This window comes from Massilia sp. (genome assembly GCF_031995545.1).
Classification (GTDB): Bacteria; Pseudomonadota; Gammaproteobacteria; order Burkholderiales; family Burkholderiaceae_D; genus Telluria.
The window spans coordinates 153,168-166,815 of record NZ_DAMAGA010000002.1; the positions used below are offsets into that span (position 1 = coordinate 153,168).

General features: G+C 64.0%; 17 protein-coding genes. 5 read left to right on the forward strand and 12 right to left on the reverse strand.

Going from position 1 to position 13,648, the window contains the following annotated elements:
- From fdx to RTQ83_RS02610, 8 genes are all read right to left on the reverse strand, one after another.
- Positions 1-342 (reverse strand): ISC system 2Fe-2S type ferredoxin, encoded by a 342-nt coding sequence (gene fdx, locus RTQ83_RS02575; RefSeq protein WP_290423045.1) that lies wholly within the window; start codon positions 340-342, stop codon positions 1-3.
- Positions 343-427: 85 nt separating this feature from the next.
- On the reverse strand, positions 428-2,317 hold the full coding sequence (hscA, locus tag RTQ83_RS02580) for a Fe-S protein assembly chaperone HscA (protein WP_312511059.1): 1,890 nt from the start codon (positions 2,315-2,317) through the stop codon (positions 428-430).
- Between the two features lie 190 nt (positions 2,318-2,507).
- Positions 2,508-3,023, reverse strand: coding sequence for a Fe-S protein assembly co-chaperone HscB (gene hscB, locus RTQ83_RS02585; RefSeq protein WP_312511060.1), 516 nt, complete (start codon positions 3,021-3,023; stop codon positions 2,508-2,510).
- 16 nt (positions 3,024-3,039) lie between these two features.
- Positions 3,040-3,363, reverse strand: a complete 324-nt coding sequence (iscA, locus tag RTQ83_RS02590; protein WP_312511061.1) for an iron-sulfur cluster assembly protein IscA — start codon at positions 3,361-3,363, stop codon at positions 3,040-3,042.
- Positions 3,364-3,402: 39 nt separating this feature from the next.
- Positions 3,403-3,798: a Fe-S cluster assembly scaffold IscU gene (iscU, locus tag RTQ83_RS02595; RefSeq protein ID WP_290417119.1), complete on the reverse strand. Its 396-nt coding sequence runs from the start codon at positions 3,796-3,798 to the stop codon at positions 3,403-3,405.
- A 36-nt stretch (positions 3,799-3,834) separates the two neighbouring features.
- Entirely contained in the window at positions 3,835-5,091 is a 1,257-nt protein-coding gene (locus RTQ83_RS02600) for an IscS subfamily cysteine desulfurase (RefSeq protein ID WP_312511062.1), read from the reverse strand.
- Positions 5,092-5,110: 19 nt separating this feature from the next.
- A complete protein-coding gene (gene iscR, locus RTQ83_RS02605) occupies positions 5,111-5,599 on the reverse strand; it encodes a Fe-S cluster assembly transcriptional regulator IscR (protein ID WP_312511245.1) in 489 nt (162 codons plus the stop codon).
- Between the two features lie 293 nt (positions 5,600-5,892).
- A complete protein-coding gene (locus tag RTQ83_RS02610) occupies positions 5,893-6,660 on the reverse strand; it encodes a uracil-DNA glycosylase (RefSeq protein ID WP_312511063.1) in 768 nt (255 codons plus the stop codon).
- A 168-nt stretch (positions 6,661-6,828) separates the two neighbouring features.
- Between RTQ83_RS02610 and RTQ83_RS02615 the strand changes: the two genes are divergently transcribed.
- The gene (locus RTQ83_RS02615) at positions 6,829-7,275 is read left to right on the forward strand and encodes a CBS domain-containing protein (RefSeq protein ID WP_312511064.1); all 447 of its coding nucleotides are present in this window, start codon (positions 6,829-6,831) and stop codon (positions 7,273-7,275) included.
- 60 nt (positions 7,276-7,335) lie between these two features.
- Here RTQ83_RS02615 and RTQ83_RS02620 read toward each other — a convergent pair whose 3' ends face one another.
- The 3 genes from RTQ83_RS02620 to RTQ83_RS02630 form a co-directional block, all read right to left on the reverse strand.
- Complete coding sequence (locus tag RTQ83_RS02620) at positions 7,336-8,052, reverse strand: PEP-CTERM sorting domain-containing protein (RefSeq protein ID WP_312511066.1); 717 nt, start codon at positions 8,050-8,052, stop codon at positions 7,336-7,338.
- Positions 8,053-8,505: 453 nt separating this feature from the next.
- Entirely contained in the window at positions 8,506-9,150 is a 645-nt protein-coding gene (gene maiA, locus RTQ83_RS02625) for a maleylacetoacetate isomerase (protein ID WP_312511067.1), read from the reverse strand.
- Positions 9,151-10,221 (reverse strand): fumarylacetoacetate hydrolase family protein, encoded by a 1,071-nt coding sequence (locus tag RTQ83_RS02630; RefSeq protein WP_312511068.1) that lies wholly within the window; start codon positions 10,219-10,221, stop codon positions 9,151-9,153.
- Positions 10,222-10,317: 96 nt separating this feature from the next.
- Here RTQ83_RS02630 and RTQ83_RS02635 point away from each other — a divergent pair, with 96 nt between their 5' ends.
- The 4 genes from RTQ83_RS02635 to RTQ83_RS02650 all read left to right on the forward strand — a co-directional run bounded on the left by RTQ83_RS02635 (position 10,318) and on the right by RTQ83_RS02650 (position 12,867).
- Positions 10,318-11,235 (forward strand): LysR family transcriptional regulator, encoded by a 918-nt coding sequence (locus RTQ83_RS02635; RefSeq protein ID WP_312511069.1) that lies wholly within the window; start codon positions 10,318-10,320, stop codon positions 11,233-11,235.
- A 50-nt stretch (positions 11,236-11,285) separates the two neighbouring features.
- Positions 11,286-11,873 carry a gamma-glutamylcyclotransferase gene (locus RTQ83_RS02640; RefSeq protein WP_312511070.1) on the forward strand — a complete coding sequence of 196 codons (588 nt, stop codon included), beginning with the start codon at positions 11,286-11,288 and terminating at the stop codon, positions 11,871-11,873.
- Positions 11,874-11,900: 27 nt separating this feature from the next.
- A complete protein-coding gene (locus RTQ83_RS02645; RefSeq protein WP_312511071.1) occupies positions 11,901-12,407 on the forward strand; it encodes a hypothetical protein in 507 nt (168 codons plus the stop codon).
- Between the two features lie 139 nt (positions 12,408-12,546).
- Positions 12,547-12,867 carry a hypothetical protein gene (locus RTQ83_RS02650; protein WP_312511072.1) on the forward strand — a complete coding sequence of 107 codons (321 nt, stop codon included), beginning with the start codon at positions 12,547-12,549 and terminating at the stop codon, positions 12,865-12,867.
- A gap of 24 nt (positions 12,868-12,891) precedes the next feature.
- On the opposite strand, the gene RTQ83_RS02655 is transcribed toward RTQ83_RS02650, so the two are convergent.
- Positions 12,892-13,500: an ATP-binding protein gene (locus tag RTQ83_RS02655; RefSeq protein ID WP_312511073.1), complete on the reverse strand. Its 609-nt coding sequence runs from the start codon at positions 13,498-13,500 to the stop codon at positions 12,892-12,894.
- Between the last annotated feature and the right edge of the window lie 148 nt (positions 13,501-13,648).

Consider the following 13,648-nt stretch of genomic DNA (forward strand, 5'->3'; position numbering starts at 1 on the left):
TCAGTGGTTCTTTTCGGCGGCGTGGTTGATCGTGTATTTCGGGATTTCGACGACCAGGTCTTCTTCCGCGATGATGGCCTGGCACGACAGGCGCGAATTCGGCTCCAGGCCCCAGGCCTTGTCGAGCATGTCTTCTTCTTTTTCTTCCTGCTCGTTCAGCGAATCAAAGCCTTCGCGCACGATCACGTGGCAGGTGGTGCAGGCGCAGACGCGGTCGCAGGCGTGTTCGATCTCGATGTCGTTTTCCAACAGGACGTCGCAGACCGACTTGCCGGCCGGAGCTTCGAGCACGGCGCCGTCAGGGCAGAAGGTCGGGTGCGGGAGGATGACGATTTGTGGCACTTGGGTTACCTCGTTGATTTGTATTCTATGTGTGGCGAAGGCAACGTGGATGGCTTGCGGTCCACGCGCCCCGGTCCACCCTGCGTCAGACTTCGTCCAGCGACTTGCCTGCCAGTGCTTTACGCACGCTCTTGTCCATGCGCCGCGCGGCGAATTCTTCGGTGCCCTTGGCCAGCGCCTGCACCGCATTGTGCAGCGCGTCCTGGCGCTTGCCGGCGTCCAGCGCGGCGTCCTGCGACGACGCGATCGCGTCCCGCACGCCCTGCTCCAGCGCAGCGATGGCGGCGCGTTCTTCGGCCGACAGCAGTTCGGCATCGCCTTCGAGCGCCGACGTCGTCGCCAGCAGGATGCGCTCGGCCTCGACCTGCTCTTCGCGCAGTGCGCGCATCTGCATGTCGCTCGAGGCCGACGAGTACGAATCCTGCAGCATGCGCGCCACCTCGTCGTCGCCCAGGCCGTACGACGGCTTGACCGTGATCGAGGCTTCCACGCCCGAGCGCATTTCGCGCGCCGCCACCGCCAGCAGGCCGTCGGCGTCGACCTGGTACGTCACGCGAATGCGCGCCGCGCCGGCCGCCATCGGCGGGATGCCGCGCAGCTCGAAGCGCGCCAGCGAGCGGCAATCACTCACCAGTTCGCGCTCGCCCTGCACCACGTGCACGGCGAGAGCGGTCTGGCCGTCCTTGAAGGTGGTGAATTCCTGGGCGCGCGCCACCGGGATGGTCGAGTTACGCGGGATGATCTTCTCGACCAGGCCGCCCATGGTCTCGATGCCGAGCGACAGCGGGGTCACGTCCAGCAGCAGCCAGTCGTCGCCTTCGGCGCGGTTGCCGGCCAGCAGATTGGCCTGGATCGCGGCGCCCAGCGCCACCACGCGGTCCGGGTCGATGTTGGCGTGCGGGATGGTCTGGAAGAATTCGGACACAGCGCGGCGCACGTGCGGCATGCGCGTCGCGCCGCCCACCATCACCACGCCGTCGACATCCTCGACCGCCACATCGGCATCGCGCATCGCCTTGCGGATCGCGTTCATGGTCTTGTTGACCAGGTTCTTGGTGATCTCGGAGAACACCTGGGCGGTGACTGTCACCTGCACGATCTCGCCCGACTTCAGGATCGCTTCGACCGTCGTTTCTTCGTTGGTCGACAGCAGTTCCTTGGCCTGGCGCGCCTTGACCATCAGGGTCGCGGTATCGACTTCCGACAGCGGCGCCAGCTTGGCCTGCTCGCTGATCCAGCAGAACAGGCGGTGGTCGAAGTCGTCGCCGCCCAGGGCCGAATCGCCGCCGGTGGACAGCACTTCGAACACGCCTTTGGAGAGCTTCAGGATCGAGATGTCGAAGGTGCCGCCGCCCAGGTCATACACCGCGTACACGCCTTCCTTGCCATGGTCCAGGCCATAGGCGATGGCGGCGGCGGTCGGCTCGGACAGCAGGCGCAGCACGTTCAGGCCGGCCAGCTGGGCCGCGTCCTTGGTGGCCTGGCGCTGGGCGTCGTCGAAATAGGCCGGCACGGTGATCACGGCGCCGACCAGGTCGTCGCCGAGCGAATCCTCGGCCTGCTGGCGCAGCGTGGCCAGGATGTTGGCCGAGATCTCGACCGGGCTTTTCACGCCGGCCACGGTGTTGATCTGGACCATGCCTTCGCCGTCGACGAAGTCGTACGGCAGGTTCTCGGCGTGGGCGATGTCTTTCAGGCCGCGGCCCATGAAGCGCTTGACCGAGACGATGGTGTTCTTCGGATCGACCGTCTGGTGAACACGGGCTTTGTGGCCGATGTTGACGTTGCCACCGGGGAGAAAGCGCACGATCGACGGCAGCAGCGAGCGGCCCTCCTCGTCGCTGAGCACTTCGGGGCTGCCGCTACGCACGGTGGCGACCAGCGAGTTGGTGGTGCCCAGGTCGATGCCCACGGCCAGGCGGTGCTGGTGCGGAGCGGTGGACATGCCGGGTTCGGCGATTTGGAGGAGTGCCATAGTCGTGTTACCAATATTGTTTTTGTGCGCCGCGATGATACGCCGAATCGGGGGATCGCGCCGGACGATGGGCGGTATCGCGGTCGCATCAATGTAGGGTTGGCGGGTTCCCCGCCGACGCGTTCAATCGGTGCGCGCGTCGTGGCAGTGCATGCCGGAGTTGAACGCGTCGGCGGCGGAGCCGCCAACCCTACGCTTCGATGGACTCGAACGCGTATTGAACTTCGTCGCCGAACTTATCGAGGAACATCAGCGAGCGTACGCCCTGCGCCGCGGCCTTGTAGTCGCCCGCATCGAGCTGCTTTTCCACGCTGCCCAGCAGATTCTTGCGCTCGCTGCGCAGCTGCGCTTCCAGCCGATCCAGCGCAATTGCATCCTTGGCCGCACGCGCATCTTCCAGCTCTTCGCGCCATTCCATCTGCTGCATCAGGAATGCGGGCGGCATTGCCGTGTTCGACTCGGTCTGCAGATCGACGCCATTGAGCTCGCAAAGATACTGCGCGCGCTTCTGCGGATTACGCAGGGTCTGGTACGCCTCGTTGGCGCGGGTCGCCCACTGCATCGCCACGCGCTTCTCGGCGTCGGTGGCATTCACGAAACGGTCGGGATGGACGCGCCCCTGCACTTCGCGGTAGGCGGCGTCCAGGGCATCCTGGTCGACCTCGAAACGGGCCGGCAGCTGGAACAGCTCGAAATGATTCTGCATCTTAATGGAGCCGGCTTTAGATACGGAAGCTTTCGCCGCAGCCGCAGTTGTCCTTGACGTTCGGGTTGTTGAAGCGGAAGCCTTCGTTCAGGCCTTCGCGGGCGAAGTCGAGTTCGGTACCGTCGATGTAGGGCAGGCTTTTCGGGTCGACGAAGACCTTCACGCCGTACGACTCGAAAATGCTGTCTTCGGCCGCGCTTTCATCGACGTACTCCAGCTTGTAGGCCAGGCCGGAGCAGCCCGTGGTGCGCACCCCGAAACGCAAGCCGATGCCCTTGCCCCGGCGTTCGAGGTAGCGGTTGACGTGTTTCGCGGCTTTTTCGGTCAGGGTGATTGCCATGTGCTTCTCCAGCTCCTTCTACAACTTGATGACGGGTGATTACGCTGCGGCCTTGTCGGCGTGCTTCGCCTTGTAGTCGGCGACAGCGGCCTTGATCGCGTCTTCGGCCAGGATCGAGCAGTGGATCTTGACCGGCGGCAGCGCCAGTTCCTCGGCGATCTGGGTGTTCTTGATCGCCAGCGCTTCGTCCAGGCTCTTGCCCTTGACCCACTCGGTGACGAGCGAGCTCGACGCGATGGCCGAACCGCAGCCATAGGTCTTGAACTTCGCGTCTTCGATCAGGCCCTGGTCGTTGACCTTGATCTGCAGCTTCATCACGTCGCCGCAGGCCGGCGCGCCGACCATGCCGGTGCCGATCGCATCGTCTCCCTTGTCGAAGGCGCCGACGTTGCGCGGGTTTTCGTAATGGTCCAGTACTTTGTCCGAATATGCCATGGTAGTGCTCCGTATCTGTTTAAGTGCGTTCTGTGATTAGTGGGCTGCCCACTGGATCGAATTCAGATCGATCCCTTCCTTGAACATGTCCCACAGCGGCGACAGTTCGCGCAGTTTGCCGACTTTGCTCTTCAGCAGTTCGACGGCGAAATCAATTTCTTCTTCGGTCGTGAAACGGCCGATGGTGAAGCGGATCGAGCTGTGCGCCAGTTCGTCGCTGCGGCCCAGGGCGCGCAGCACGTACGATGGCTCCAGGCTGGCCGAGGTGCAGGCCGAACCGGACGACACGGCGATGTCCTTGACCGCCATGATCAGCGACTCGCCTTCGACGTAGTTGAACGAAACGTTCAGGTTGTGCGGCACGCGGTGGTCCATGTCGCCGTTGACGTAGACCTCTTCGATCTCCATCAGGCCCTTGGCCAGGCGGTCGCGCAGCGCCTTCACGCGCACCAGCTCGTCGTCCATTTCTTCCCTGGCAATACGGAACGCTTCGCCCATGCCCACGATCTGGTGGGTCGGCAGCGTGCCCGAACGCAGGCCACGCTCGTGGCCGCCACCGTGCATCTGCGCTTCCAGGCGCACGCGCGGCTTGCGGCGCACGTACAGGGCGCCAATGCCTTTCGGACCGTACACCTTGTGCGCGGTGAAGGTCATCAGGTCGACCTTGCTGTTGGCCAGGTCGATGTGCACCTTGCCCACGGCCTGGGCCGCGTCGCAGTGGAAGATGATGTTCTTCGAGCGGCACAGCGAGGCCAGCTCTTCGATCGGCTGGATCACCCCGATCTCGTTATTGACCAGCATGACCGACACCAGGATGGTGTCCGGGCGGATCGCCGCTTCCAGCTGGGCGACGGTGATCAGGCCGTTATCTTGCGGCTCGAGGTAGGTCGCTTCGAAGCCGACACGTTCCAGTTCGCGCACGGTGTCCAGCACGGCCTTGTGCTCGGTCTTGACGGTGATGATGTGCTTGCCGCGGGTCTTGTAGAACTGCGCCGCGCCCTTGATCGCCAGGTTGTTGCTTTCGGTGGCGCCCGAGGTCCAGATGATTTCGCGCGGATCGGCGCCGACGATGGCGGCGACGTGGCCGCGCGCTTCTTCGACCGCCGCTTCCGCGGTCCAGCCGTAGGCGTGCGAACGCGAAGCCGGGTTACCGAACTGCTCGCGCAGGAACGGGATCATCTTGTCCGCCACACGCGGATCGATCGGCGTGGTGGCCGAGTAATCCAGGTAGATCGGGAAATGGGGGGCAGTCGCGAAGCTCTGCTCGGTTTTCTTGTCCAAAGGCGCGTTCATCAATTCACTCCAGTAAGCTTCAATTTTGTTCGACGGCAGCGGCGGCGCCACGGTGCACATGCACCACGGCCGCTTGTTCCGCTTGTTCTTTCTGCCGCTGCTGGTCGACCAGATCCTGCAGGGACACGGAGTCGAGGTAATCGACCATTTTTTCGTTCAGCGTGGTCCACAGTTCGTGGGTCATGCAACGGGCACCGTGGGCGGCCGTGCCGGCGCAGTTTTCCTTGCCGCCGCACTGCGTGGCATCGATCGGCTCGTCGACGGCGATGATGATGTCGGCCACCGTCACCTTCTCCGCCGTGCGCGCCAGGGTATAGCCGCCGCCCGGACCGCGGATCGATTCGACGATCTCGTGGCGGCGCAGCTTGCCGAACAGCTGCTCCAGGTAGGACAGCGAAATGGCCTGGCGCTGGCTGATGCCCGACAGCGTGACCGGACCATTGCCTTGACGCATGGCTAGATCGATCATCGCGGTAACAGCAAAACGGCCTTTGGTGGTCAGACGCATTACAACCCCGGTTAATGTTAAAATATTCCTCTTGTTCAACTCCCGTCCTTATGCACTTTCTGCAGCGGGTCAGGCGAATAACCTGATTAGTTGAACGATTTAGTCAAGTATAGCAAATCGCGGCCGGCTTGTCTTGGAGGGCCCCAAAAACCGTCAGGGGCCATAGCCCATATCTCGATGACAACGTAGGGTTGGCGGCTCTGCCGCCGACGCGTCGATTGTTAGCGGCTCCGCTATCGCGCCGGATGATCTGGCCGCCAACCATCACGGCGTCGGCGGCGCAGCCACTGACCCTACGCTTTGAGCAAGTGCATCGGGCCGAACAGGCGCTGCATGCCTGCGTGCTCGATGAAGGTCAGGTTGTAGGGATGTTCGGCCACTTCCTGCGGGAACCTGGCGGTCTCCGGCAGCCGCTTCAGCTGCTCGGCAATCTTCCCCCACAACACCAGCGTCGGCGGCTGCGGCCGCTCGGCCAGCGCCGCCAGCACGGTCTGCAGGAACGGCAGCCAGGCACGCGCATCGACCACCGGCGCCACATGCTTGCGGAACACCAGCGCCGCGTTCAGCAGCAGGAAGCCTTCGCCATGCAGCTTGTCCTGCAACTGCGCCAGGGTCCGGATCGCGCCGCCGGCGCGCGCCTGTTGAGCCACCGGCGCCAGCGCATCGCCACCAGTCGCGCCCGGCTGCAGCTGGCCGTCGGCCACCAGCAGCATCTTCATGAAGTTGCGCAGCGAGGTGGCGCGGTTGACCGGCTTCGACAGCCCGGTCTCGGACCACAATTCTCCCACCGCGCCATCCATGAAGCAGACGCCGGTCGCGCTCTCGGCGCGCGGGTACGGCCCCTCCCCCACCAGCACATAGCGCACGCGTTCGAGCGGCTGCGCGAAGGCGGCGAATAGGCGACCCTCGGTCGGCAGGTAGCTGTCGACGGCCAGCGCCGGCAGGTAGCCGGGATTGGCGCGCGCTACGGCCTCCAGGCCGGCAGTCAGGATCGGGCGCCAGGAAGCGTCGGCCAGGTCGAGGGCTTGCAGGATCGCGGCGGGGATTTCGGCGTTGGACATAGTGAGGTGGCAAGTCGAAGAGGCGCGATTGTAGCGCAGCGCCGGTGTGCCGCGCGCGCAGGAACGGCCACATGATTCCGCGCTTCAAGGTGGCGTCCGCCTTGCGCGAAGCGGCGCATCATGTCCGCCTTCCCCGCCCGGGGCTTCGACCAACCCATGGAGGACAGCATGCAAACCATTCGCGAAGTGATGACACCCGATCCGCGCACGATCTCGCCGCAGGAATCGGTGCAGCGCGCGGCCCAGATGATGGATGAACTCAACGTCGGCGCGGTTCCCGTGTGCGACGGCGAGCGTCTGGTCGGCATGATCACCGACCGCGACATCACGGTGCGCTCGGTCGCCGCCGGCCAGGCGCCGGATGCCACCTGCGTGGCCGACGTGATGAGCACCGATGTGCGCACCTGCACCAGCAACCAGGAAGTCGGCGAGGTGATGCACCAGATGGGCGACGTGCAGATCCGGCGCGTGCCGGTGATCGACCAGGATTCGCACCGGCTGGTCGGCATCGTCTCGCTGGGCGACATGGCCGCCGGGCATTCGGCCCAGGTCGACCGCACGCTGGACGCGATCTCGACGCCGGCCGAGCCGGACCTGTCGACGATGCGTCACTGAAACACGCTTTTCAGATGCACCGGCCGCGACGGCCGGCGCATCACGCGTCTCAGCGACAGATCAAGCTGTTGCCGTACCTTTCTTGCGGCGGCGTCCCACCCAGCCCAGCAAGCCCAGGCCGCCGAACATCAGCGCGGCACTTGCCGGTTCCGGCACCTCGGCCGCCGTGACGACCGAGATATTGTCGATGGCGACGTCGAAATCGGTGAAGCCGTACATATAGCCTGGAACATAGGTCGAGAACACCAGTTCGTCCACGCTCGACAGCACGTCGGCAAAGGTGCGTCCGGGCGGAAGCGCCGGTCCGCCCGCGTCGTCGGACGTGCCGTAGCCGCCCCAACCGGTCGGCAAGGCGGTCGCAGCGGTATCGGCGATCGTCACCGACAGGTGCTGCCAGCCAAGGGTGGCGTCGATCACGCCCAGGTTGTACCACACACTGGTATATGGCATGCCCTCGGGCGTATTGCCGTAATCACGCAGTTCGACGACCAGATTGCGCGAGACTTCCTGGCCAAAAAAGCGGATCGAATTGGCGATAACGTCGAGGCCGATGGTTACGCTGCCGAGCCCGTTGTAATTGCCGAGGTAGTTCTGGTTGCTATTATTGCTGAAGCTGATGCCGAAGTTTTCCATCACGGTATGCAGCGCCGGCGCGCCATTGCCCATGCCGGTGTCGATGCCCGAGCCGCCGGCGCCATTCGCGGGCTGACTTCCTTGCCACCCTTGGGCGCCATTCGAAAAATCGACGGTTGACGATACCGGTCCCGCAGATGCCATACCGCTGGCCAGGGAAAACGCGACTGCAAACATTAATTTATGCATGGTCATGATGCTCCAATTATCAGGCGGTTGAAAAGAACCAGAACCCCATTACAGATGACCACCGCACCAGGAATTTGAATCTCTTGTTTATCCGGATGTGATTGTCAAAAGAAAAGAGGCAGTTGATTCTAGGCCTGCCATTTATCTGGAACTATCTCGTAATATGCATAAATTGTCGTGATTATGTAGCGTATTTTCTGTGTAAATATTATCCATTCCAAAGGGAAACAAACGCTTATAACCGGCATCCAAATAAACACAATATCCGAAACTGGCGAGCCACACTTAATTTAAATATGACCAACAGGCTTCCGGATTAATCAATTAAAACAATCCAGAATAATTCAGCTCTATTTATTCTGTTTAGTTTAAATCTGCTAAACCGGACGATAATTCTGCGCAAAAACCTTACTCCGTATCCGGCTGGTGCGACGGATGCGCCGCCCTGAACGCCGGCAGTTCGACGCACAGCGAATTGATACGGTCGATGTTCGGATAGGCCAAGACATCGATATTGAAACGCTGGGCGTTGAACACCTGCGGCACCAGGTAGCAGTCGGCGATGGTCGGATGATTGCCGTGGCAGAACGGTCCGGCCCCGGGGTCGCGCGCCAGGTGCGCCTCGAGCGACTGGAATCCTTCGATCACCCAGTGGCGGTACCACTCGGTCTTGGCCTGGTCCGACAGGCCCATGTGCTTGACCAGGTAGTTCAGCACGCGCAGGTTGTTGACCGGATGGATGTCGCAGCCGACGATCTGCGCCAGTTCGCGCACCCGCGCCCGGCCCGGCGCGTCTTCCGGCAGCAGCGGCGGCTGCGGATGGGTTTCTTCCAGGTATTCGATGATCGCCATCGACTGGGTCAGCGTGATCCAGTCGTCCTGGAACGACGGCACCAGGCCGCTCGGATTGATCTTGCGGTATTCATCCTGCAGGTGCTCGCCGCCGCTGCGCAGCAGATGCACCGGCACCGCGTCGTAGTGCAATCCCTTGAGGTTGAGTGCAATCCGCACGCGGTAGGCGGCCGAGCTGCGGAAATAAGTGAAAAGCTTCATTTATTTTCTCCCGTGCTGAGTTCCCTGTCTGGTTCCGCGCTTTTCTCCATGATGTGGTCCGTGATAACGCACCACTTCCTGGTCGATGGCGCCGAAAATGCTGACGCCGGCGTCGTCGAACATCTCGATGCGCACCGTGTCGCCGTACGCCAGGTACGGCGTCTGCGGCTTGCCGCCCTCGATGGTTTCGTACATGCGCACTTCGGCCAGGCAGCAGTAGCCGACGCCGCCGTTCTGCACGCTCGAGCCGTGCAGATTGCCCTGCTTGTTGGACACCGTGCCGGAACCGATGATGCTGCCGGCGCACAGCTCGCGCGTGGTGGCCGCGTGCGCCACCAGCTGGGCGAAGCTGAAGGTCATGTCTTCGCCCGCGTTGGGGCGGCCGAACAGTTCGCGGTTGAGCGTGACGGTGAGCGGCAGATGCAGCTTGCTGTCGTACCAGGCGTCGCCCAGTTCGTCCGGCGTCACCGCCACCGGCGAGAAGGCGCTGGCCGGCTTGGACTGGTAGAAGCCGAAGCCTTTGGCCAGTTCGGCCGGAATCAGGTTGCGCAGCGAGACGTCGTTGACCAGCATCACCAGGCGGATCGCGCCGGCCGCTTCGTCGCTCGACGCGCCCATCGGCACGTTGCCGGTGATCACCGCCACCTCGGCCTCGAGGTCGACGCCCCAGTCCTCGGACAACACCGCGATCGGGTCGCACGGGCCGACGAAGGAGTCGCCGCCGCCCTGGTACATCAGCGGGTCACTGTAGAACGAGGCAGGCACCTCGGCGCCGCGCGCCTTGCGCACCAGCTCGACGTGATTGATGTAGGCCGAGCCGTCGGCCCACTGGTAGGCGCGTGGCAGCGGCGAGTGGCATTCCTGCTCGATGAAGGATTCGGCGTTGTCGGCGGCGCCGTCGTTGAGCCTGTCATAGACCGCCTGCAACTGCGGGGCGATGGTGTCCCAGTCGTCCAGCGCGGCCTGCAGTGTGGGGGCGATGGCGGGCACGGCCTGGCAGGTGACCAGATCGCGGCTGACGACGACCAGCGCGCCGTCGCGGCGGCCGTTCTTGATGGTGGCGAGTTTCATGGATGTTTCCTTCGCTATTGCTGAGCAGTCGCCATTACAGGACAAAACCAATTATCATTCAAACGATTTTTTTCGCTCGATCTATCGGACTTTCTCATGAATCCAACCCTGCGCCAGATGCGCGCCTTCGTCGCCCTGGCCAAGAGCGGCAATTTCACGCTCGCCGCGCAGTCGCTGCACGTGACGCAGTCGGCGCTGTCGGGCCTGATCAAGGAGCTGGAGCAGACCCTGGGTGCGCGCGTGGTCGACCGCAGCACGCGGCGCATCGACCTGACCGACATCGGGCATGAGTTGTATCCGCTATTTAGCCAAATGATCGATGACCTGGACGGTGCGCTGGCTAACGTCGCCGATCATACGCGCCTCAAGAAGGGCGTGGTGCGCATCGCCGCGCCGCAACTGCTGGCGTGCACGCTGCTGCCGCAGGCGATCGCGGCCTGGCGCGCAGCGCATCCGGCGATCGAGGTGCGGCTTGGCGATACCGAGGTCGAAGGCGTGATCAGCCGCGTGCTCTCGGGCGAGGCCGACATCGGCATCGGTCCCGAGCGCATGCCGGCGCCGCCCCTGCAGGCGCGGCCGCTGTTCGAGATGCCGTTCGCGGTGGTGTTCCCGCAAGGCCACGCCCTCGACGGCCAGGCGCACGTCAGCTGGCAAGACCTGGCGCCGCACCCGCTCATCGCGCTGCAGGGCCAGTTCACCGAACGCCTGCAGGACGACATGCATGCGGCGGCGGCGCGCGCCGTCACGGTGCGCCCGGCGCACGAGGTCACCTTCATGACCACCGCGCTGGCAATGGTCGGCACCGGCCTTGGCATCACGATCTGCCTGCCCTACGCCGCGCCGCTGGTGGCGCAGCACGGGCTGGCGATGCGCACACTGGAAGCGCCGGTGCTGAGCCGGCGCTTCCAGGTCTACACCCGGCCGGGGCGTTCGCTGTCGCCGGCGGCCGAGGCCTTCATCGCATTCCTGTTCGGACATGTCGGGCGCGTCTACGGCGGGGCGGCGCTGCCCTAGCGCTCTGGCGCGCTACAATCGAAGGCTCTTTCATTGCCCGGCCTTTGACGATGTCCCTCAACACGATCGCGATCAACCAGCAGATGAACCGTTTCGACGGCCACGCCAGCGTGTGGCTGTTCGGCTACGGGTCGCTGATCTTCAAGGCCGACTTCCCCTTCATCGAGCGGCGCCCGGCCTTCATCCGCGGCTGGACCCGGCGCTTCTGGCAAGGCTCGCACGACCATCGCGGCACCGAGACCGCGCCGGGTCGCGTGGTGACACTGGCGCCGTTGGAAGGTGCGGTGTGCCATGGCATGGCTTATCTGGTGACGCCGGAAGAATTCGCCCACCTCGACCACCGCGAAAAGAACGGCTACCTGCGCCTGGCCACCGACATGCATTTCGAGGACGGCACTACGGCTGAGGGCATCGTCTACATCGCCACCCACGACAACGCCGCCTACCTCGGCCCGGCGAGCGAACTGGATATTGCGCGCCAGATCGCGTCGGCGCGCGGTCCCAGCGGACCGAACAGCGAATACCTGCTGCGGCTGGCGCAGGCGCTGCGTGAACTGGGCAAGCCGGACGAGCACGTGTTCGAGCTGGAACGCCAGCTGATCGCGCTGGGATCGAACGGCATGTCCGCGCCGGCATGAGCCGGTCGCACATTTTCCAGCCGTAGAATGAAGCGCGAAGACGCTCCGCTGCTGCACCTGACCTGCCCGCGCCAACGCCTGGTCCAGCCCACGCTCGTGAGCATCGCCGTCATGCTGGTCGTGGCCACGGCCTGGCGCAACAGCTGGTCCCGCATCCTGGCCGGCGAGGCCTGGCTGTTCATGGTGGTGTCGGCGCTCATGATGGCATGCGCACTCGCGATCCTGTATCGCAACTTCATCTTCCAGGACCAGCTTTACGTCATGCATGACGGACGGCTGGCGCCCGCCACGGGCGCCCTCCTTCTCGACGCGCGCGACATCGACTGCGTGCGCCTGCTGCCGGCATCCGCCCTGTCCGGCTCTGAACGGAAGATGGAATGGCTCGGACTGGGAGGGGGCCGGATCGAGATCGCCACGCCGACCCATTTCTACCGCTTCGGAGCCGGTTTCGACGAACACCAGGCCGAGGCCGCGGTCGCGCGCATCGTGGCGTGCTGCCGCGCGTATGCACCGTCGCCGAGGCGGCGCGCCTGAGTTACTCGGCAGCGGTTAAGTTCCCGTTTTGCGCCCGGCGCGCGCTGCGGTTGAGGGGAGTCATTCGCCTTCCAACTCGCGACTTCTCCGCAAGAGATTTGCCTACCATTGAAGTTCGACCGAACCGCGGGAGACGACAATGCGCGCAATCCTGAAGCACTTGATGTTACTTGCGGTGCTTGCCCTTACCGCATGCGGGGGCGACGACGAATGGGATCTGCGGATGTCGTTCCTTGCGTCGCCCGCCGTGCTGACGACGGGCGGGTGGGTGACGTTGAACTGGTCGTCCTATAACACCTCGTTCTGCACGGCGGAAGAAGGCTGGGACGGGACCAGGACGGCGTCCGGGAGCGAGCGGATCTGGCTGGACGGCGGCGGGCGCCGCGTCTTCAGACTGACATGCAGCGATGGCGACCGGATCGTGGTCAGCACGGTCGAGGTATTGGTGGCTCCATCGTGATCCGAGTGGCAAACGCGTGCGCAATCAGGCGGCGATGGCGCTTGCGGGCTGCGTCATGGTGGCCAGTACCTGCAGCACCTGTTCGGCGCGTGCTTCGAGCGTGCCGTGCAACACCGTGTACGCGATGCCGCGCCGGTCCAGGTCTTGCAGCACCAGTTGCTGGATGTGGGTGCGCCACGCCGCGTTCTCGCGCACGCCGGGTTCCTCTTCGTAGGGAATGTCGTCGGCGCACACGAAGTGGTGCAGGTAGCGCGTGCGGCACTCGTCGGCATGGCGCAGCAGCGTCGGCGGCGCCGGTTCGGTGACCTGGCCAAAGCACAGACCAAGCAGCAAGGTGGTCAAGGCATTGGTATCCACGAAGACCTGGCAGCTGCGTCCGCTGTGGCCGCTGTGCCCGCTGTATCCGCACGTCTGCGCCAGCGCGGCGTCTTCGGCGGCGCGGTGGCGCTCGGAAATCTCGACGTAGTCGGCGGGGCCGAGCTGGCCCTGCTTTTCTTCCCAGATAAAACGGCCGATCTCGGGCACGAAACCGGCGTCGCAGCGACGCGCGAGGTATTGCGCCAAGGTCGACTTGCCGGTCGACTCGGCGCCGACGAACACCACCATCCTGCTGACCGCGCCCTGCTCTTGCATGCCCAAGACCTCGCTTGAATAAGATGCGCCATGCTAGCCGAGCCGGTACACAAACTCAACCGTCAGGGCAGGCGCCGCAGTTGCAGGTGCAGTTGCAGTTGCAGTTGCAGTTGCAGTTGCAGTTGCAGTTGCAGTTGCAGTTGCAGTT